Genomic DNA, 19,556 nt, shown 5'->3' on the forward strand with positions numbered 1-19,556 from the left:
ACGTGAATTAATGGCTGATAAACGGTGTAACGGCCTGTTTAGCGGCGTTGCAGACCATGTTGTCGATGGCCGTGCCAACCACCAGAATATTAACGCCGGTGTCCTTAAACGCTTTGGCATTGGCGACGTTAATGCCCCCTTCGGCCAGCGTCGGCACGTTGACCGCGCCTACCAGCGCCTGAAGGCGATCTTTAATGGTTTGCGGGATATCACCCGCCGCCACGCCTTCATAGCTCATGCCGGTCATCAGGCCGATCATATCGACGCCAATCTCCTCCATCCGTTTCGCCACGCTGGCGACTTCGTCCGGGGTGCGGGCTGCAATGCCGAAGGTGTGCAGATCGTCCGGATGACCGATATAGGCATCGACGGTCAGCCCGTACTGATGGGCCAGGTTAACAATATCCTGCAAATCGTCCCAGTCGGATTTATGCGTGTGTAAGCCATCGGCACCGGCGCGGGCAATCTCCAGAATCTCCGTTTCGCTGAGCGGCACGGGCAGGGTTTCAGTAAAACCACCTGCAATGCCAACGGTGATGAAGATATCGTCCGGGACCACATTACGCACGCCCTGTACCGCCTCGGCCATCTGGCCGTTGGTGATTTCGTGGCGGATCTGCTCTGCCGCGTGCATGTTACTGACGCCTTTGTGACCGCGCGCCAGTGCCAGCGCGGGATGGTTCGGCTCCAGCAGCTTGACGCCTGCTTCGCATACCGCCTTCGCCAGCCGAGCATCGTCGCCGGTGATCCCGGTGCTGAGGATGGTTTGCCCGCCGTGAAGCGCGATGGCATCTTTGACTTTCTGTAACGCTTTGGCGCGTTTTTTATTCATATCGCCTTTAAACATGATGTACCTCTGGTGTTGGTGCATGAACTTAGTGAGCTGCCGTAACGGATTCTTTCTGTACGACGGCCTTAAAACGGTTAGCAATGATGGTGGTGATACAGGTCAGTACCATGATGGTGAACATCACAATCGCCATCTGTAGCGCATTGCTGGACAGGAACGGTGAGGCGAACGCAGGCACATAGGCCACGCCTTTGACGTTAAAGAAGCCGAGCATCATGCCGCCGAGGCCCGCCCAGACGATGGCAGAGCCGAAGACAATTTTGTTGGCGAACATAAACGGATAAGCGGATTCGACGAAGGTGCCGAAGCCCAGGTTGATAAGCAGGCCAGGCGTGGCAACCGCCGCTTCGCTTTTTTCCCGTGGCGCGATGACGTTAGCGAGGTTGATACCGGCAGCAACCATCACCAGGCCGACCATGTCGACTGCGCCGAGGAAGCTGACGCCGGATTTCTCCATCTCCAGCAGGACCAGCGGCAGGATCACTGCATGGTAGACGCCGCCAAGAATGGCGGGCCAGATCACCAGTCCCGCCAGCAACCCGGCCAGCACCGGGCTGAATGCCAGCGTGCTTTCGATCGCCAGTTTGATGTAGTTACCTGCGCCCAGCGCCAGCGGACTCAGCAGATAATGCATGATTAACCCGGCGGCCAGGCCCGAGATCCCGCCTGCCACAATGTTGACGGTGGTCATCGGGAAGCGCCAGTTGAGGCACAGTTCAAACAGCCAGCGCACGAATATACCGGCCAACAGGCCGCCGATAATCCCGCCGATCAGACCGCCTTCAACCGAGAGCACCCCGGCGACCACCCCGGAAACGATGGAAACTTCATCCAGCTCGGAAATCTGTTTCGCCGCGAGCACGGCGACCAGTACCGGCAGGCCCTTGAGCAGGATTTCAAAGATGTCGTTAAGTTTTTCCAGCCCCGGAATATGGCTGAGCGCCAGAACAATCGCCATGGCGATAAAGCCCGGCAGGGCAGGGATCATAATGCTGCGGATGTTAAAGCGCTTAAGTAGGCTTTTCCCGGAGCCGCCCTGTGAAGGGGAGGCGCTGCCCAGCTGCGGTTTGTACTTGATGCCCCAGTGTTTACACAGGGAGGCAACAAATGAAACCGCGCGGGTACGGCTGGTGGTGCCCGTTGTGCCCGATGTTGCAACCACGTTCGCACCTTTTGCGGCCACCAGCGCCATGGAGGTGCCGCCGGTGCCGACAATCGGCGTTTTCATCTCTACAGCCGCTGCGAAAACGGCCTGGTTGGCATTCACGGGATCGGCGCTCATGACCACGATCCCGTCGATCTCGCCGTTGCGGATCATCTCCGCGATCCGCCGATCGCTTTCCACCACCGAGGCGTTCACTTCCGACAATTTGCCCTGGAAGATGCGCTGTGGTTTTTGTTGGTTTTCTGTGGTTAATGCAAAAACGGATGCCGGCGTCGTGGGTTTGGCGACATCCATTGACGCTTCCGCCGCGATAAACTGCACGGCGGCGACATTGACACCTGCGGCGTCACATTGCTGGTAAATTTCCTGGAGCAGCTTTTCAGGCTCTGCGCCACCCAGGTTGTAGAGGTTGCCTCCACTGCTTCCAATAATCGCAATTTTTTTCATAGCGGCCTCGAAGATAGGGTAAGAGTATTTATCTGTGTTGTAGTGGAACTATAATTCCAACTAAAACAAAATAAAGCAACATTTAAAGACTGGCTATAAAGGGGTGAATTAGCTTATTATTAATATAATCCATTGAATTAAAATGATATTTTCTTTATGTTGATATTTGTTGTTTTGTGATGAATGTCAAAAGAAATGGCTAAATAATGGAGGGGAACCCCTCCATCATGCGGTGATCACAGACGCTTCACCGCGTCGCGCTTTTTATCAACGGGCTTTCCTGACCAGTAACCCGCCAGCAGCGAGCCGGAAAGGTTGTGCCATACGGAAAACAGCGCGCCGGGCAGGGCGGCCAGCGGTGAGAAGTAAATTTTACCCAGCGCGGCGGCAAGGCCGGAGTTTTGCATACCCACTTCGATCGCCAGCGTGCGGCAGGTGGATTCATCAAATCCAAACAATTTGCCGCCCCAGTAGCCGCCGAGCAGTCCGATGGCGTTATGCAGGATCACCGCCACGATGACCACCAGACCTACCGACGCAATATGGCTGGCGCTCCCGGCCACCACGGCACTAATAATTGCCAGAATGCAGAGCATTGAAAAGGCCGGCAGATAAGGCTCCACTGCCCGCACCACACGCGGAAAAAGGTGATGAACAATCAGACCAAGCGCTATCGGGATCACCACAATTTGCAGGATGCTTATCAGCATGCCCATCACATCTACCTGAATATGTGCGTCAACGTACAAACGCGTCAGCAGCGGCGTGGCCACCACGCCGACCAGCGTCGATACGGAAGAGATCGTCACGGAGAGCGCGACATCGCCTTTTGCCAGATAAATCATCACGTTTGACGCCGTCCCGCTGGCGACGCTGCCCACCAGCACCATTCCGGCGGACAGATCCGGCGGCATTTTAAACAGCAGCGCCAGCAGCCAGGCGGCCAGCGGCATCACCAGATAATGCAAAAAAATCCCCGCCGCCACAGGCGCAGGCCGTGATAACACGCGCTTAAAATCTGCAAGATTCAAATGCACGCCCATGCCGAACATAATCAGCATCAACAACGTGCTGACCCATGGGCCAATGGGCACGAATGTTGTGGGAGTGTAAGACGCGATAACGGAGAGCAGCAGCGCCCACAGCGGGAACAGCCGGGTCAGAATGGAGAGCATCGTGTTTTCCTCAGGGATGTTGTGTTTTGTTATAAAAAAGCCGGGATCGAGCCCGGTCATAGGTATTGTGTATCGTGCGATGAGGTTTTATTCAAACAAATTATGATGAAGAGGCTTCATGTCAGCGGGCAGAGGATGACAGCAGCGCATGCTTTACACTCGAGGTGCAGATCATCCACAATATCGTTAAAATCGTGCCAAAGGAAAAGGGCAGAAGACGATGATTCACATTATTATATTTTTATTATCGAAAAAAAGTGCTGATCTGAAAAGCTTCTGGCGCGAAGAAATAACGACTAAAAATAAAATTAGCCTGTTTCGTCTGTATCTTGCGCATAAAAATCGCAACCGACATTTTTTATTGTGGTGGCGGCTTGCCAGCCAGATGTATCTTCATGGAAATACGCGGCAAAAGCGAGTCGCCAAAAAAATTAACTGGTCACTACAGTCCCGATATGCATCCGATATCGCATTAAAAGCCACCATCGGGCGGAATCCTAAGTTTATTCACCTGACCGGAGTGGTTATTTCTGGGAAATCTATTATTGGCGATAACGCCGTTATCTATCAAAACGTAACTATCGGGTTACGCAAAGATGACGATCCGGCTGCGGCAACAGTAGGTAATAATGTTAATATTGGCGCGGGTACATGCATTATGGGCAACGTGAGCATCGGTCATAATGTTAATATCGGCGCGATGTCGCTGGTGTTATCTGATATTCCTGATGATGCGACTTATGTTTGTAAAATAAATCCGGAGATTATTTTGCGCTGTTAAGAATATTATGCGCCGGTGCGGTACCGGCTTTCAGTGAATTAACTGCTTGTAGCTTCATTCACGCGTTGTTGCGCACGCTCTCCCAGCTTAACCCAAATCGCGCCAGATACTTTCGCAGGCGATCCGCATCGTTCGGGTTGCTTTTCTTCTGCCGCGAAACGGCAAACAGCATCCGTCCGGCTTCAGAGAGTGAATGGCACTGGCGACAAACGCGGATCACCGTTTCCAGCTGACTCTGCTCAAAAAGGTCGATCTCCTCGCTTATGACCGGGAGAGCTTTTTGTGACGCAGGCTGCCAGCTTTGCGTCAGCCTTTGTATCTCTTCGTCCACCAACTCCACCGTGATCCGCCCCTGTTCAGCAAGCGTAGCCATACGGGCCACGGACGAACTCAGCTCGCGAAAATTACCCCGCCAGGCAGCCTGGGGAGAACGGGCAAAACGCAGATAACGCTCGCGAGCCTCTTTATCAAAGCGGACCTGCATCTGACGGCTGGCGGCAAAACGTTGCAGCTCATACTCCACGTTGGGCGCAATATCTTCGCGCCGTTCAGCAAGGCCCGGCAGGGCAAAGGTCCACATATTGATACGGGAATAGAGATCTTCCCGAAAGCGGCCCTCAGCTACCCAGGTCGGCATATCCCGGTGCGTACCGGCAATAAGCTGAAAGTCGCTGTAAACTTCTTTATCTGAGCCAAACGGGAAAAAGGTTTTCTCTTCAATCGCTTTCAGCAGCATCGCCTGTTCGTCCAGCCCCAGCTCTGCAATTTCATCCAGAAACAGTACGCCGCCGTCGGCTTCGCGCAGCAGGCCCGTGCGCGGCTGAAGTGCGCCGGTAAATGCACCTTTGACATGGCCAAACAGCGTTGACATGGCGTTATCCCCCCGCAGCGTGGCGCAGTTTACCGCCACCAGCTTGCCCGCCACTAAATGACGTGACTGGCGAAGCTGATAAATACGCTTCGCAAGGAAAGATTTACCGGCACCGGTCGGCCCGATCAGTAATATCGGCGCATCCGAGCGCAGGGCCACACGTTCAATCTGGTCGATCATCCGGTTGAACGTCGCGTTGCGGGTATCGATCCCGCTTTTCAGGAAGGAGACAGATTGTTGCTGTTCGTGCTGAAAACGGCTGGTCAGGGTGGTGTACCGGCTGAGATCGAGGTCAATAATCGAATACGTGCCTGCCGCGCGGTTATCGTCGTCGCGATTTTTCACAGGGCCGGTTTGCAGCAGGCTGGCGGGGAGATAGCGCGCTTCCGTTAACAGGAACCAGCAAATTTGCGCCACGTGGGTGCCGGTCGTGATGTGCACCAGATACTCTTCATTTTCGGTATCGAAGGCGTAATGGCGGGCGAAATCGAGAAACGCCGCGTAGACCTCTTCAAAATCCCACGGATCGTCAATGGCGACGGTATGCGTGCGCACCTCAGTGTGCGGAGAAACCTCGCGGATATCGTCGCTAAGTTGCTCCGTCATTCCCCGGTCTTTGGCCTGATAGAGCAATTCCAGACGGTCAACCGGCAGGTCCGGCTGCTGGCATAGCCCGACAGTTGGCCGCCATTTCACCCAGCGATTAGCCCGTTTACCACGCTTATCCAGTACGGTGCCAATTACACCGATGACAACCCGCCGCTTTTTCATTCTTATCCTTAAAAATAAGTTCTGATTTAACAGGATAAATTAAGCATAGCATCAGAAATTGATTACTCCAATGACCTGAAAATAAAAATGTTATATATCAATGAATTAAAAAATTAATTTACTGAATCAGGATTCTGGCACATTTCTGGCAATAGTAGTTTTGTCAGCACGCCGGGCTACGCAGGGGATTATACCCCGCCGGCGCTCCGGGAACGGCAAAGGCCGTTATCCAGGGAGCGTTCCGCCAGCGGAAAGACATTTGCGAAAAGTCGATTAACGCGGGTTCGATTCCTGCATTCGCCTCCATCAGGTGAACACTGGTTGTTTACAGCAGCAGTACCCGGCAGTCCGCAGTCAGGATTGCCTCAGGCTGAGGCCGGTAATGATGCTGGGTCAGCGGCAAAATCGTCAGGTACCCGATGGCGATTCCCCGCTGGCTTCGCAGCTGCACCCGCCTCAGCATTGATAAACAGAGGGAGTAAAAATGAATAAAATGAAAATACGTAAAGGGCAGTTAGGGTTACTGGCCAAAGAAGGTGACTACTACCAGATTCTGGAAGCGGGCGAGCACCGCATGCCGTGGTTTTCCACTCCTGACGTGACGCTGATTGCCCGCGATGGCAGTGAGGTCGCCGCGGATTTAGGCGACACGCTGCGCCGCTTTCACCCGGAGTGGGTCGAAAAATATTGCCTGGTGGCGGATACCACCGAACACGAGGCCGCCGCGCTTTATTCTCACGGCGTGCTGCTGGAGATTATCCCGCCCGCCTCGCGTCGCCTGTTCTGGCAGGATAGCGATAACCTGCGTCTGGTGCGGATGGATACGCGTGATGTGTCCGTGCCGACAGAGATTATGCAGGCGGTATTGCAGCCGCGCACCCGCGATAAAACGGTTAAAGGACGGGATATTATCCTGACGGTTAACGTACCCGCCTGGCATGCCGGCGTGCTGAAAATTGACGGTGAAACGCAGGCATTACTGCCGCCAGGGCTGTCTGCGTACTGGAAAGTTAATCATCTGGTGGAGGCGGAAATCGTCGATTTACGCCTTCAGGTACTGGAAGTGGCCGGACAGGAAATTTTGACGCGTGATAAAGTCAATTTACGCCTGAACCTGGCGGCGAACTGGGGCTACAGCGATGTATTACAGGCATTTAGCCAGCTCACAAAGCCTGTGGATCATCTTTACCGGGAACTGCAATTTGCATTACGTGAGGCAGTAGGGACACGAACGCTGGACGAACTGCTGGAAAATAAGCAGGTCATTGACGAGGTAGTGAGTGCGCAGGTGGCTGAACGCATGGCCTCTTTCGGGATGACCGTGGCTTCCCTCGGCGTAAAAGACATCGTGTTACCCGGTGATATGAAAACTATCCTGACCAAACTGGTGGAAGCGGAGAAATCCGCGCAGGCTAACGTCATCCGCCGTCGGGAAGAGACCGCAGCAACGCGTTCGCTGTTAAATACCGCCAAAGTGATGGAGAGCAACCCGGTGGCGCTGCGCCTGAAAGAGCTGGAAACGCTGGAACGCGTGGCCGAACGTATTGATAAAATTTCGGTCTTCGGTGGGCTGGATCAGGTGCTGCACGGCCTGGTAAATATCAAAGGAGGGGCCTGATGAATAACGTCAGTGAAGATATGCAGGTTCGCGTGAGGCGAAGCCTGCGCGACATTGAAGAAAAATACGCGGTGAAAGTACTGTACGCCTGCGAATCCGGCAGCCGTGGCTGGGGATTCGCGTCGCCAGACAGTGATTACGACGTGCGGTTTTTATACGTTCATCCGCCGGAATGGTATCTGCGGGTGGAAGCTCCGCGCGATGTGATTGAGCTGCCAATTGATGATGAGCTGGATATTAGCGGCTGGGAATGGCGCAAGGCGCTGGGCCTGTTAAAAAACGCCAACCCAACGCTCATCGAATGGCTGGATTCGCCGGTGATCTATGAGCAGGATGCGTCCGTCATGGCGACGTTACGCCATGAGGTGCCCCGCTGGTTTTCACCCCTGCGCGCACGCTGGCATTACTACTCCATGGCGCGGAAAAACTTTCGCGGCTATTTGCAGGGCGATGAGGTAAGGCTAAAAAAATACTTTTACGTGCTGCGCCCGTTGCTGGCCGTTCGCTGGATCGAAGCGGGGAAGGGTATGCCGCCGATGCGTTTTGCTGAGCTGCTGGCAGGAAGTGAGCTGGATGCCGCGCTACGTCAGGAAATTGATGAACTGCTGGAACGTAAACAGCGCGCCGGAGAAGCCGAATACGGCCTGCGCCGTCCGTTACTGCATGCGTTTATTCGTGCAGAACTGGCGCGGGGTGAGATTGCGCCTGTACTTCCTGATAGCCGGGAGGGCGATGTCAGGGCGTTAGACAGGCTGCTGTACCAGACGGTAATGCGCCGGGCATAATGCCCGGCGTTTTTACGGATGATATTGCCAGCTGCTGACCAGGGCATACAGGTGATTGGGCGAATAGCGCCAGCTATCGTTAAGCTGGAGAAATTCAGCGCAAAACTCACTGCAAAAGAGCCGCTCGCGCTGCTGTTTATTGCCCAGCACGATCCCGAGCGCCCCCTGCCAGTCATAGCTTTTACCGCTGTGTTTGCGGAAGAAAGCTTCCACCTCCTGCATGTCCGCCTGTAGTGGCAGTTTATCCCACTTATCCTCCGGGAGAGTCATTAACTTACCGCGCACGCCGCGATCGCGAAACGACGCGGAGTAGCACAGATACGTCTTCTCGCCGTGGGCCACCGCCAGCTCACAGTGGGAGTAGATCCCACGGGTGATTTTGCGGGTGGCCCAGTCAGCAAGCCGGGTGATGCCGCGATGCTCTGTCCGGCCTTTATAGCAGGCAAGCCAGACGGTCGGATCACTCATGGTTGCCAGCCGGTAGAGTAGTCATAATCAAGCACCGCCTGGATGTCCTCCAGCGCTTCCACCGCCGCGATATGACGCTGCGCGTTGGCAAACAGACGCATATCGTGGTCCATCGTTACCGACTCAAACTGCGCGGCGATCTCATTGGTCAGGGCAATCAGACCATTGTTTTTGGTCTGCCACATTAACCCTTCCGGGATCTGCTTCGTCTGTCCCATGCGGGTAAGCGACATCTGCTGGATGCGGCTGTTGGCGTCGCTGTGAAAATGGTTGCCGGAGATGATGATGTAGTCGGCGGTGACGGCATCGCGTTGGGCTTTGATTCCAGCTACTTTAGCCTGTTTTGCATCGGTGATGGAGGGCTGCCAGCTTTCACCATTCCAGCGATCAAAGGTGCTGGAGGGAGAAATCACCGTAGTACTTTCGGGCAATGCGCCTAATTCAGAAACGATAACTTCGTTACCGTATTGTTTATCATAGACAACCTGTCCCCGATGGTCTTCAACCAGTTCCCATTGTTCATCTCCCCAGACGGGAGTGAACCCGGCAGGGGCTTCAGGTGGCGTAATAAGCGTACAATACTCGGGCAAGCCAGTATTTGGGGCAACGTATACGTCAGACTCACCAATAAATTCTTTGGTATCTGGCGAAATATTAAAAATAGAAAAAATTTGTGGTTCGTCGGAAAAATTAAAGGTATTCATGCAAGCCTCACGATATAGTTAAATGCGATATTTTTTACGGTGTTTTCGTTATTGCCCATGTTGTTAATAGTAATACTATGTCCATGCCAACCCAGCGTAATATTATGAGCGTGGGAACCCAGTCCAATAGAATGAGCATGTGCTCCAATGGCAACACTATGAGAGTGATTACCATCAGTTGAGGTAACGTCATGGAACCCTTCATCACTATTATCGGTATCTTCAAGCGCTTTTACATTTGAGGACCCACTGGCATCGGTTGGTATTTTATGGTTATGCGCACCTCCAGTGCTTGTGTTTTTTGTTCCGTAATTAAAAGAGTTAGTGGTTTTTGAACCCAGGTCTGTAGTACTGCTATTTTTTGTCCCTAAATCAGTATTGCCGATATTACCAGTATGATTATGCGATTTGATCCCATCCTGTTCTACCGAAAGAATGGCCCGCCCACTGGCTGGCTTACCTTTTATTGTCCAACCGCGCATGTCCGGTATTTTTCCGGAGGGATAAGCCACCGCCAGTTTTGGATATTTTGTTTTATCAAAGGATTGACCGGTCATCAAGGCATAGCCCGAAGGTGCTTTGTCAGATGGCCAGGGGATTGGCGCACCAACGGGCAGTAATTCCGCAGGTTCGAAACCCTCATGGTAAAGGCGCACAGCTTTTGCTTCAGTTAATGTACCAATGTCATCTCGCCCGCGTGCGAAGATCTGTAGCCCTCCTTGACTATCCATTGATGAGCCATTAAAGAAAAGTTGGTAAGCACCATTATTGCCGCTGCGGCCATTGCCAACAGATATTACACCATAATCATAACCTTTAAGCATATCACCATCAGGGCCAGACCAACCCAACCAGGAATCTGTAGTCAATTCTCCCGGCTTGCTAGTTTGTAATATATGCTCAACGTAAACTTTATTATTAAATAATTCAATTAATGACCATTTTCCGGACATGCGATTCATTAATAGAACTTTATTTTGAAAGGCAGCACCATACTTACTTACTAATAATACGGCTGTCTGAGTATTGTCATTTGTTACATCAGTTGCCTGGACAACTGCCTGAATGAAACCGGTTAAAGGAAAGCCATCCGGTGCATTGGTACATTTGCTGGTATCGATTAATAGATGTTGGCCTGTCGTAAATTGAAATTGCGACCAGTCAAAAAATGTTGCTATCTGATTGGTAGAACCAATACCAATAGCGGGAGTAATATCCCCCCATTTATGCTTATGTGCGATATTTGTCCCGGCTTTTTCCAGTGCCTCAGTCGCCTTATCCATTGCCGCTTTCACCGCCTTCGGCGTCGCCGCCTGCGTTTCCAGCGTACTGTTAGTGGAACTATTCAGCTGCGTAAACCCTTTCTGCGTCAGCGTTGCATCCGGATGATTGCGTGATTTCTCATGCTCATCAATGCTGTTATCCACATACTCCCGCGTTGCCAGCACAATCGACGGATCGACCATCAACGTTACCGCCGCTGCGTTAGTGACCTCCATAACGGCGCGGATAACGATCTGCTTGCTTGCCCCCGCAGGCAGCAACGGTTTATACGTTTCCGGAAATTTGCCAATCGCGATTAGCGTGCCATCGGCGTCCAGCAGGCCCACTTCACGAACGTACCAGCCGCCGACGGACTCTGGCAGTACGGCTTCGGCAATTACCCATGCCGGGTTGTCGGGAGCGATTTTCAGGGTGTTAAGCTGGCCGCGCCAGACCTCATGGACCACTTTTGTCTGGCTTTCTTTCGGCTCGACATATTTGCCATTGCCGTCGCCGACGACCATCGTTTGCAGGCGGATCTGTTTTTGTTCCGCCAGCGCGGAGGCAATCTTCGATTTCCCCGCGGTGGTTAATATAGTAAAAAATTCATCAGACATAATTACTCCGGATAAACAGACATAATTTCAATACTCCAGTACCCTGCGCCAATAGAAACTGGCAGGGGTTGCGTAATACGATCGGGTTGGTAAGGCAGCAGCAGGGTATATTCCGTGGTGCTGCATCCCGTCGCGGTATAAATAATGGAAGACTGGCTGACGCTTTCCGCTATTGGCGGTAATACGGTGATCACTTCACCGCCTTGCGTGGCACAACCTATAACCGGGATCTGGCTCTGGTTAATTATCCAGATCGTGATCGCTTCCAGTTTTGAACGAACGTTTTTATATTCATGAATAAGCGCAAGCAGCGCATTAAATTCTTCTTCATGTAAACCCCGGTCGATTAATTCAATTTCCACTTTAAAAAAATAGGCTTTGCCGCCATATTCAAACCATTCTGCAATCGTGCCCGGCAACGATAATATTTCCAGTACGCGACGGACGGCCCAGACGGTGCCTTTATATTTGTGTAGCTCAATTGCCTGCTTAATTAATTCCCGTTTTTCCTGTTGGTTACTGGCAAATAGCCAGCCTTCCAGCCCCTGAACATGAAACTGTTCAGCCAGCGAGGGCAGGGCGGAGGCATCGACCAGATCCACCAGGTAAACCAGCAGCGCCGTCAGGTCAATTTGCGCAAAGCGCTCGGCGGCAATGTTCGCCAGGATCGAAAAGCGTTCATCACTGGCCAGCGGCGGCGGCAGAAGCAATTTATCCATCGCTGACTCCGGCAATCGTCACGTCGATGGCGGTGCATTCCGCCCATTCATGCGCCTGTAAAACCTTTTTGGCTGGCAGTTCCAGCGCGACGTCGTAAACGCCATCCACCTGCAACACTTTGATGATTTGGTTTGGCACGATGTCCTGACCCAGCCGGGTCTGGCGTTGCTGCGCCCATACGTTAATCGCTTCACGGGCGGCAGCAAGCGTGGACTCCTGATCGGCCGTGGTGAACAGCGTCAGCCGGGCGCGGATGGAATACGTTATCCGCGGTGATTTTTTGGCGCTCACCTTGTCGGTCAACGGACGCTTTTTCTCCTTGCTGACTTCCCGTTCTATCTGCTCAAGCAATTCTGCACCCGGCAGGCCATTAAGGGTCAGTGGATAGATCTCCACGCAGCCTTCAGGAAGCCCTTCGTCCGGCCCCAGTACTGCCACGTCAATAATGGACGGGCTGACCGAGAGCGTATGAAAACGATACGCGCCATAGCTGCCCGCATTACTGAAACTTTCCGGAGCCAGCTGGATGCGCATACGTAGCGCATCATCGTTTTCTTCCCCGCAGCCGCCTGTTGAAACCGTCAGGTTGGTTACGTTGATGTCGTCATTGCCCACACGATCTACCAGCGCGCTGATTTGTGCAGGTTGCCAGCCGTTGCCCGCCTCGCCCGTGGCGGTACAGGTGGCCGTCACGGCAATGCTCAGACTTCCGGATGGCAGCAGCACATCTTCATCGGTGGCAAACATAATGCTATCGGATGCACTGGCCCGGGTCCCTTGCGGGATCAGGATGTTATTCCTGTTAATCGTCTCGACAGAAAACTGTAATGTGGTTCTTGCCGACTGTGCGGGCAGGCGATGAACGCCTACCAGCTCACCTAAATAATCCAGCATGGGCGCGCGGGAATACGCGACCAGGTTTTGCTTCGCCGCTTCCTGGATGGCGATGCGCACAAGGTTTTCACGATAGGCAAACAGGTCGATGAGCAATCGCTCAGCCTGTGCCGGGTAGAGTTTTTTCCCGCTGGCATCCTCGTACTGCGCAATCATCTCTCGGGTGATTTGCGCCGGATCGCGGTCGATAAAATCGGGTTCGGCTATCGCCATAACACCTCCGTCGTGTTGATTACGTCATCTGTGGCGCGCCACTGCACGTGAAGCGTCAGGTGTTCGCCATCAATCTTCGGCGTCACTTTCAGCAACCGGCAGCGCGGCTCCCACATCCGAATCGCTTCTACCGATTCCCGCACCACGTGCGGGATCGCACGTTCAATCGGGTAATCGAGATAGCGCCACAGATTGCTGCCAAAGCGCGGTCTGTGGGGATCGCTGCCGCGCGGCGTGCGCAGGATGATATGTATCGCCTGATGAATATCATCCAGCCCACAGACGTATTCTTCAGGACGCTGCAAGGCGGGTTGCCAGTGCAGCGTTGAGGGTCGTGTTTTCGTGTTCATGAGGCTATTTTCGCCCCCGGACCGGGGAAGAGATAGTAAAGTGCTTTAAGGAAACTAGTTGATTACACAAACAAAACCCGCCGTTGCGGCGGGTCAGAATTAATGGGAATGATGGTTAGAGTTGCCGCCACTATCGATGAGTTTGCCACTGGTACTCACGTTACCCAGCACGTTAACGTTGCCGGTGATCACCGCACTGTTACCCACGCCACCGCTGCCTGCCATACCGCCAAGCCAGGTCAATTTTTTCATGACCGTCACGTCGCCGGTAAAGGTGCTGAGTGGCGCATCCACGGTAACGTCCATTGCTTTGATGCCGGTGCGGGCCGACTCAACGTGAACGTCCAGCGCCTTAACGTCCACGGTACTGGCCTCAACGCTAACGTCGGTGGCTTTTACGCTCACCGTGTCAGAGGTCACACAGACCTGCTGCGCCTTTACCTCCACGAGTGGCGAAGTGAGGCTGGTACTGATCTTGACGTCGATGACGATTTTTTCAATGCCGCCGTTGATGGTTAGCTGGTGTAGCTGACGGTCGTACTCAAATGCCGCGCCATCGGAAAACTGTACGTAGCGTTTATCGCGTGAAGCCAGAGGCGCAGTGTCTACGGTGGAGTAGACCGCTCCCAGCACTACACCGTCTTCACCATTATCGTCGAGCAGTATTTCGACCTGTTCGCCGATATCGGGCAGCCAGTAATCCTTATTATCCTGCGAGTTGCGATGCAGGATCGGTAGCCAGTTGCTTTTCAGGTTATCGCATTCCGGCAGCGTCACCCTGACGCGCACGGCCGCTTCATCAATATCGCTGATAATCCCTGTCTGGCGGGTAACACCTTTCATATTATCTCCTTACTGGCTGGTGGCTGGCCCACGTGAAATGTCGATTTCAGTGGTGTAGCCGCTACGGGTGAATTTATGCATCGACTTGTCGATGAGCCACTGGCCTGAAAGCACACCAAACCCGCTTAATTCGATTTTATTGCCCGCCGTCAGTTGCGGGCAGCCCATCATGGTGAGCGTACCGGTCTGCTGATATTCGTTATGGCTGTCCAGTGCCGCCGTTGCTTTAGCCTGCGCTGCGCCTGCGTCCGGGGCGCGGCTATTGAGCTTCAGTGTGTCAGCGCTGGTGGATGCACCCCGCGGCGAGGTTTTCTCCTGACTGTCGTGTGTGTAAATAACCAGTTCTTTTTTCTGGCTATTTTGATGCTGCACGGTGGCGTTTTTGTAGATACGGTTAATCGTATCTTTAAACGAGAAATGCGAAACTTCCGTTCGGGAAAGGGTGCGCAACGGAGCCAGACAGCGCAGCGTTGGCAAATGTGAAAAGATCAGTTCTTTTATCGTCACCTTCACGGTATACCCATATTCGCTTGCCAGACGCCGAAGAAACGCCAGGTCGGTTTCGGCATACTGCGTTACCCGATCAATCGTCAGTGGCGCAATGCGCCCCACCAGCGTTAAGCCGTGCTTTTGCGCGATACGGCTGGCGATGGCTGAGAGCGTGGTTTTCTCAAAACCCTGGCTGTTTTTAGTGCGCAACGCTTTGCTCACTGACGTGGCGATACCGTCGATATTGACGCTTGATGGCGGCGCTGAGACATCAATTTTATCAATGATATAGCTTCCACAATCGAGCAGTTCCTCGCCCTGATAGCCGAGATGAAGCGTCAGCATATCGCCTTTGCCCGGATACCATTCATTCAGCCAGCGACCAGCGGCATCTTCAAGCGTAATGGCTATCACGTCTGACTCGTTTTTAATACTGTCGCTGTAGCTGATGCTGGTAACGTAAGGGGCGATGTCATAAGTGATATTCTTGTGCTCATACCAGAGTGTAAAAATGGGTGTCAGAGTGGCGGATACACCACCAGAGACGGTTATCTCAGCCATGGCGGTAGTTCCTCTGTAGTTTGAGTAACACTGATAACCGGAATAATTAACCGTACCCCTGACGGTAATAGCGGCATGATGGCGACATGCGGATTGGCCGCGATAATACGTTCGTAGACCAGCGCATCACCGTAATAACGCCAGGCGAGGTTATCCCAGCGCTCGCCGTCGGTTGTCACATGTTCAAGGTAGTGCATTACAAACTCCTCGTAATATTTGCGGCAGCAAGCTGACTAACGGCGGGGGTGACTTGCCGTACCGTACCGCGTGCCTGGTTCACCAGCGAGCTGGCGCTATCGTAAGTTTCCTTCGCCACGCCGTCGGTTATCGCCGTAAATAACGTTTCGGCCTGTTTGATTAGCGCGGTTGCGTCGCTGGCGCACTGATGGATACCCGGCAGGCTGTTGATCAACTCCTGGACTTTCGCCGCCAGCGCTTTTGGCATCGCGGCCAGCGTTTTTAGATCCAACGGCTGCTTAAAAAGCGCTTCTATCCCGTCGATGGTTTTCTTCAGCGAGGCGATAATTTTGCTGCATTTTTCCTTCAGTGCTTTGGCTTGCTTCACCAGCGCTTTCACCTTAGCGATCGTTTTTTTGATGTCATCAATGGCATCGGCGATCTCGTCGAGCATTTCTTTGGCATCGTGCATGCCGTCCTCAATGGTGTGAATCAGGTCATCGAACCAGCTGTCTTTGAGCGCGGGGAAATCTTCCAGCATTTCGTCAATGTTGGGTTCTTGTGTCGTGATCGCTGGCGGCAATAACGGGTTTTTCGGATCGCCGATGTACTCCTGCAATGTCAGACTGCCGCTCTGGGCAATGACGTTGCCGTAAGGGTCGGTATGTTTATGGGTGGCCGTCAGGTCAGTAATCACGAACCAGCCGCGATACTCACCGTTGCCGAACACCAATGCCATCGCCTGATGCGCCGTCATCGCGCTGCGCAGGCGGTTCATCTCCGTTGCTGGCTGGCAAAACTGGCTGTGAAAGCTAAATTGCAGGGTGATTTTTTCCAGCTTATCACCAATAAACTGCACGCTCGGTTTGCCTTCAATACGGGCATGACTGGCGTAATCCACACCCATCGTGCTTTCAAAATTGTCCCAGCAAGCGACGACTTTGAATTCAATGTCTCCTAATACCGCATACATCAGGCGTACTCCCGGCGCTGTTTTTGCACCATTATGTCGTTGACCATTCGCTCCAATTCTCGTTTGCTCAGCGCCAGCACGTTGTGGATATCCCCTGCGGCATTCGCGGCGTTCCCTTGCACCGTGACCTGTGGAGAAAAATGGACCTGGACAGTACCCGGCGCGCGTGGCGGTTGCGGCACGGGCTTCGCGGCTGATTTTTCCGGTATGGCGAGGGGAGCTGGTGGGATTTTTGTTCCCGGCGTTAACGCTGGACTGACGGGACGAGGCAGCAGCGTTCCGGCTACGCCGGGCAGGGGAGCCGCGGCCATCGGTTTTTCTACGCTGATGCCCAGCGTGCTTTTCGCCCAGTCAGGGATCTGGTTTTTTATCTGCGCAATAGCCTCCTTCAGGAACGGCAGCGCGTTCAAAATGCCGTCGATCAGGCTATTGAGCAGTTTGCTTCCGAATTCGCTAAAACTGGCGGGTAGCTCAATGCCAAACCAGTCCATCACACTGGCAAACGCGCTATAAAAAGCGCCCAGCGGCGACCAGTCATAAATCAGACCGATAATACCCGCCAGACCGCCGTCAAAAGCTGTTTTGATACGCGCCCAGACGGCGGAAAAGAAAGCGCAAAGCGGTTCCCAGTAGCGATAAATCAGGTATGCCGCGCCTGCAATGGCGGTGATAGTTAAGCCAATGGGATTCATGAGCAGCGCCCGTCCCAGCCAGATAAATGCCTGGCCGACCCATTTCAGCGTGCTGACCAGCTGTCCTCCCAGCAATGTTGCCAGCGTTTTCGCGCCGTTACCCAGCGATTTCAGGAACGCCAGCGTTTTGCTGATACCGCCGCCCAGCGCCAGGCTGGCTTTTACCTTCAGGAAAATATCAATCAGGTTAATGAACGGTGAAGCGATAAGGTTTACCCCCAGCCGGAGGAGATTCAGTGCGCCGTTGAACAGCCACATAGCCGCAACCATTTTGGCTATTCCCTGTACCAGTACCGGATTTTCCCGCAGCCAGGCGCTGAACTGTCGAACGAGCGGGGTGAGAGTCTGCGCCATTTCACCCATGGCGGGCAGTAATTGCTGGCCGACGGTAAGCCACAGATCGTTTAACGCCAGCTGTAACGCTTTGGTTTGTTCCGTGGGTAATGCCATTCTGATAGTGAAATCATCGTCGATCAGGTTTTGGCTCATGGCCTGCATCGCGTCGGTCTTTAACTGGCGGTACTCGTCCATACTCGCCAGCATCGGGGTAATAAATTCCAGCGCCTGCGCGTCGTCGAACATGGCATTCAGATTGAATTGCGTCGAGAGAGCCTTTAGCGCATCGCCGCGGGCAGAAAGATCCTCAACCTTCATGGTTTGTTTTAACGCATTGAGGATCTGCGGGTTCATTTTATCCAGCTGCATCTGCACGATATGCGCCATTGCTTCCGTCACACCAACGCCGTTCTGCTGATGTTCCAGCAGGGAGCCACGCAGATCCACGCCCTGACTGGCGAACCAGTTATCGGTTTTTTTCGAGAAGGTCGCTTGCAGAAAATGGTCATAATTCTCTGCCGCCGCGCCAGCGTTCGGCGCATTTTGCATCGCGATTTGCATTGTCGCTGCCAGCGTGGCGAGACCTTCAGTCCCTGTCGCCATCGTTTTAGGGGCAAAGCGAGTGATCCACTGTGCTTGTTCCGCCACAGAAACGCCGCTGTTTTTGCTGACGCTGAACAGCATATTCTGCGCGGATCGGAAGTCAGCGGGATCAATATTAAGCTGACTGCGGGTCGCGATCGCCGCCTGCGCCCAGCTCTCCGCGCTATCGCGGGTGGCGGTGGCGGCTTTGGCGATATCCGGCATATAACGGCTAAGATCCTGTAATGAGGTGATGCCGCCCTCCATCATTGAGGCTGCCGCGTCTTGCAGGACCTGTTGATCCTGATTGAAATCCATACTCCAGTCGCGAAGACTCAGGCTTAGGGCGTCCCGCGTCCCGTCATCCATGCCGCCTTTAATCGCCATATCGACCATCTTGTCCTGAAAATGGTAAGGCAAGCTCCAGTCAGGGGCTTCAATAGTAAGAAGTTTGCTGAATTGCCCGGCGAAACGTTGCGTTTTTCCCAGTAATTCGCCGCGTAGCTTATCGTTTTCTTCCCGACGGAAGGCGGAATCGATAAGTTGCTGCGTCAGCCGGGTCATTTTGATTTGCTCAGTGCTGAGCGATTGCAGCGTGCTGGCATTGAGTGAGCCGTAACGGGCTATTGCCTGCGTCAACGTCTCATTACGCGCCTGAAGCTGAGTAATAATATCGTTGGCCAAAATGGTTTCTCATATAAGTTGATGATGGCCCGGTAACAGGTTTGTCGGAAAGAAGCAGGAGCAGCGTGAACCGGGCGCAGGTCTGGAGACCCGCAGGCTTTATTCCTGCGAGTCGTATTCATGTTTGATTTGTGTGCCGGCTTCATCCAGCCAGCAGGTAAAGTCGTCGACCGTCAGCGCGTCTATTTCACTGGGCGGAAAGCGAAACCATCTCGCCAGGAGTGCCATCGCCTGCCACAGTTGCTGCGGATTCTGTAGCCACGCCAAGCATGGCTTGAAATCGTTTCTGCAATGCCTGATAGTCCAGCAGATCCATCTCCGCCAGATCTTCCGGTACCAGCCCGGTCATCGCCGCCATAAGCGGTTCATCCCACTCTTCTGGTTTGGCACTGGTACGGCGCGCAGCACGCATATCTTTAACTTTCAGGCGATGCAGGGTGAGTTTTTCAATACGCTCACCGGCTCCGGAGGTAAAAGGGAATTGCAAAGTGTATTTTTCGTTCATGATATTTATCCTGAGTCAGTGG

19 protein-coding genes are annotated in these 19,556 nt (G+C 53.4%); 3 read left to right on the top strand and 16 right to left on the bottom strand.

The annotated features are described in order from the left end of the window. Positions 1 to 7: 7 nt before the first annotated feature. The 3 genes from CHU32_RS17340 to panS form a co-directional block, all read right to left on the bottom strand. Positions 8 to 847, bottom strand: coding sequence for a histidine biosynthesis protein (locus tag CHU32_RS17340; protein WP_103677308.1), 840 nt, complete (start codon positions 845 to 847; stop codon positions 8 to 10). Between the two features lie 28 nt (positions 848 to 875). Beyond that, positions 876 to 2,462 (bottom strand): PTS sugar transporter, encoded by a 1,587-nt coding sequence (locus tag CHU32_RS17345; RefSeq protein ID WP_103677309.1) that lies wholly within the window; start codon positions 2,460 to 2,462, stop codon positions 876 to 878. A gap of 236 nt (positions 2,463 to 2,698) precedes the next feature. Next, positions 2,699 to 3,637, bottom strand: a complete 939-nt coding sequence (gene panS / locus CHU32_RS17350; protein WP_103677310.1) for a ketopantoate/pantoate/pantothenate transporter PanS — start codon at positions 3,635 to 3,637, stop codon at positions 2,699 to 2,701. A 220-nt stretch (positions 3,638 to 3,857) separates the two neighbouring features. Between panS and CHU32_RS17355 the strand changes: the two genes are divergently transcribed. Beyond that, positions 3,858 to 4,418, top strand: coding sequence for a serine acetyltransferase (locus tag CHU32_RS17355; RefSeq protein ID WP_103677311.1), 561 nt, complete (start codon positions 3,858 to 3,860; stop codon positions 4,416 to 4,418). 58 nt (positions 4,419 to 4,476) lie between these two features. Here the strand turns inward: CHU32_RS17355 and rtcR are convergent, their stop codons facing one another. Beyond that, positions 4,477 to 6,060 carry an RNA repair transcriptional activator RtcR gene (gene rtcR, locus CHU32_RS17360; protein WP_103677312.1) on the bottom strand — a complete coding sequence of 528 codons (1,584 nt, stop codon included), beginning with the start codon at positions 6,058 to 6,060 and terminating at the stop codon, positions 4,477 to 4,479. Positions 6,061 to 6,544: 484 nt separating this feature from the next. On the opposite strand from rtcR, the gene CHU32_RS17365 reads away from it, so the two are divergent. Both CHU32_RS17365 and CHU32_RS17370 read left to right on the top strand, forming a co-directional pair. After that, on the top strand, positions 6,545 to 7,678 hold the full coding sequence (locus CHU32_RS17365) for a slipin family protein (RefSeq protein WP_103677313.1): 1,134 nt from the start codon (positions 6,545 to 6,547) through the stop codon (positions 7,676 to 7,678). Then, the gene (locus CHU32_RS17370; RefSeq protein ID WP_425444899.1) at positions 7,678 to 8,463 is read left to right on the top strand and encodes a nucleotidyltransferase domain-containing protein; all 786 of its coding nucleotides are present in this window, start codon (positions 7,678 to 7,680) and stop codon (positions 8,461 to 8,463) included. Before CHU32_RS17365 ends, CHU32_RS17370 begins: the two co-directional genes overlap by 1 nt. 12 nt (positions 8,464 to 8,475) lie before the next feature. Here the strand turns inward: CHU32_RS17370 and CHU32_RS17375 are convergent, their stop codons facing one another. The 12 genes from CHU32_RS17375 to CHU32_RS17435 all read right to left on the bottom strand — a co-directional run bounded on the left by CHU32_RS17375 (position 8,476) and on the right by CHU32_RS17435 (position 19,534). Further along, positions 8,476 to 8,931: a hypothetical protein gene (locus CHU32_RS17375; RefSeq protein ID WP_103677314.1), complete on the bottom strand. Its 456-nt coding sequence runs from the start codon at positions 8,929 to 8,931 to the stop codon at positions 8,476 to 8,478. Beyond that, positions 8,928 to 9,635 carry a DUF4376 domain-containing protein gene (locus CHU32_RS17380; RefSeq protein WP_103677315.1) on the bottom strand — a complete coding sequence of 236 codons (708 nt, stop codon included), beginning with the start codon at positions 9,633 to 9,635 and terminating at the stop codon, positions 8,928 to 8,930. Before CHU32_RS17380 ends, CHU32_RS17375 begins: the two co-directional genes overlap by 4 nt. Beyond that, on the bottom strand, positions 9,632 to 11,515 hold the full coding sequence (locus tag CHU32_RS17385) for a phage tail protein (protein ID WP_245880234.1): 1,884 nt from the start codon (positions 11,513 to 11,515) through the stop codon (positions 9,632 to 9,634). The genes CHU32_RS17380 and CHU32_RS17385 overlap by 4 nt, the downstream gene beginning before the upstream one ends. Before the next feature lie 2 nt (positions 11,516 to 11,517). Next, positions 11,518 to 12,234 carry a phage tail protein I gene (locus CHU32_RS17390; protein WP_103677316.1) on the bottom strand — a complete coding sequence of 239 codons (717 nt, stop codon included), beginning with the start codon at positions 12,232 to 12,234 and terminating at the stop codon, positions 11,518 to 11,520. Then, on the bottom strand, positions 12,227 to 13,342 hold the full coding sequence (locus CHU32_RS17395) for a baseplate assembly protein (protein WP_103677317.1): 1,116 nt from the start codon (positions 13,340 to 13,342) through the stop codon (positions 12,227 to 12,229). Before CHU32_RS17395 ends, CHU32_RS17390 begins: the two co-directional genes overlap by 8 nt. After that, the gene (locus CHU32_RS17400; RefSeq protein WP_103677318.1) at positions 13,333 to 13,692 is read right to left on the bottom strand and encodes a GPW/gp25 family protein; all 360 of its coding nucleotides are present in this window, start codon (positions 13,690 to 13,692) and stop codon (positions 13,333 to 13,335) included. Before CHU32_RS17400 ends, CHU32_RS17395 begins: the two co-directional genes overlap by 10 nt. A 99-nt stretch (positions 13,693 to 13,791) precedes the next feature. Beyond that, complete coding sequence (locus CHU32_RS17405; protein WP_103677319.1) at positions 13,792 to 14,535, bottom strand: phage baseplate assembly protein V; 744 nt, start codon at positions 14,533 to 14,535, stop codon at positions 13,792 to 13,794. 9 nt (positions 14,536 to 14,544) lie between these two features. Then, on the bottom strand, positions 14,545 to 15,585 hold the full coding sequence (locus CHU32_RS17410) for a phage late control D family protein (protein ID WP_103677320.1): 1,041 nt from the start codon (positions 15,583 to 15,585) through the stop codon (positions 14,545 to 14,547). After that, positions 15,573 to 15,782 carry a tail protein X gene (locus CHU32_RS17415; RefSeq protein WP_103677321.1) on the bottom strand — a complete coding sequence of 70 codons (210 nt, stop codon included), beginning with the start codon at positions 15,780 to 15,782 and terminating at the stop codon, positions 15,573 to 15,575. Before CHU32_RS17415 ends, CHU32_RS17410 begins: the two co-directional genes overlap by 13 nt. Continuing rightward, positions 15,782 to 16,735: a phage tail protein gene (locus CHU32_RS17420; protein ID WP_103677322.1), complete on the bottom strand. Its 954-nt coding sequence runs from the start codon at positions 16,733 to 16,735 to the stop codon at positions 15,782 to 15,784. The genes CHU32_RS17415 and CHU32_RS17420 overlap by 1 nt, the downstream gene beginning before the upstream one ends. Continuing rightward, the gene (locus tag CHU32_RS17425; protein WP_103677323.1) at positions 16,735 to 19,029 is read right to left on the bottom strand and encodes a phage tail tape measure protein; all 2,295 of its coding nucleotides are present in this window, start codon (positions 19,027 to 19,029) and stop codon (positions 16,735 to 16,737) included. Before CHU32_RS17425 ends, CHU32_RS17420 begins: the two co-directional genes overlap by 1 nt. Positions 19,030 to 19,216: 187 nt before the next feature. After that, positions 19,217 to 19,534, bottom strand: a complete 318-nt coding sequence (locus tag CHU32_RS17435) for a phage tail assembly protein (RefSeq protein WP_103677325.1) — start codon at positions 19,532 to 19,534, stop codon at positions 19,217 to 19,219. Positions 19,535 to 19,556 lie beyond the last annotated feature (22 nt).

Source organism: Superficieibacter electus, from assembly GCF_002915575.1.
Taxonomy (GTDB): domain Bacteria; phylum Pseudomonadota; class Gammaproteobacteria; order Enterobacterales; family Enterobacteriaceae; genus Superficieibacter; species Superficieibacter electus.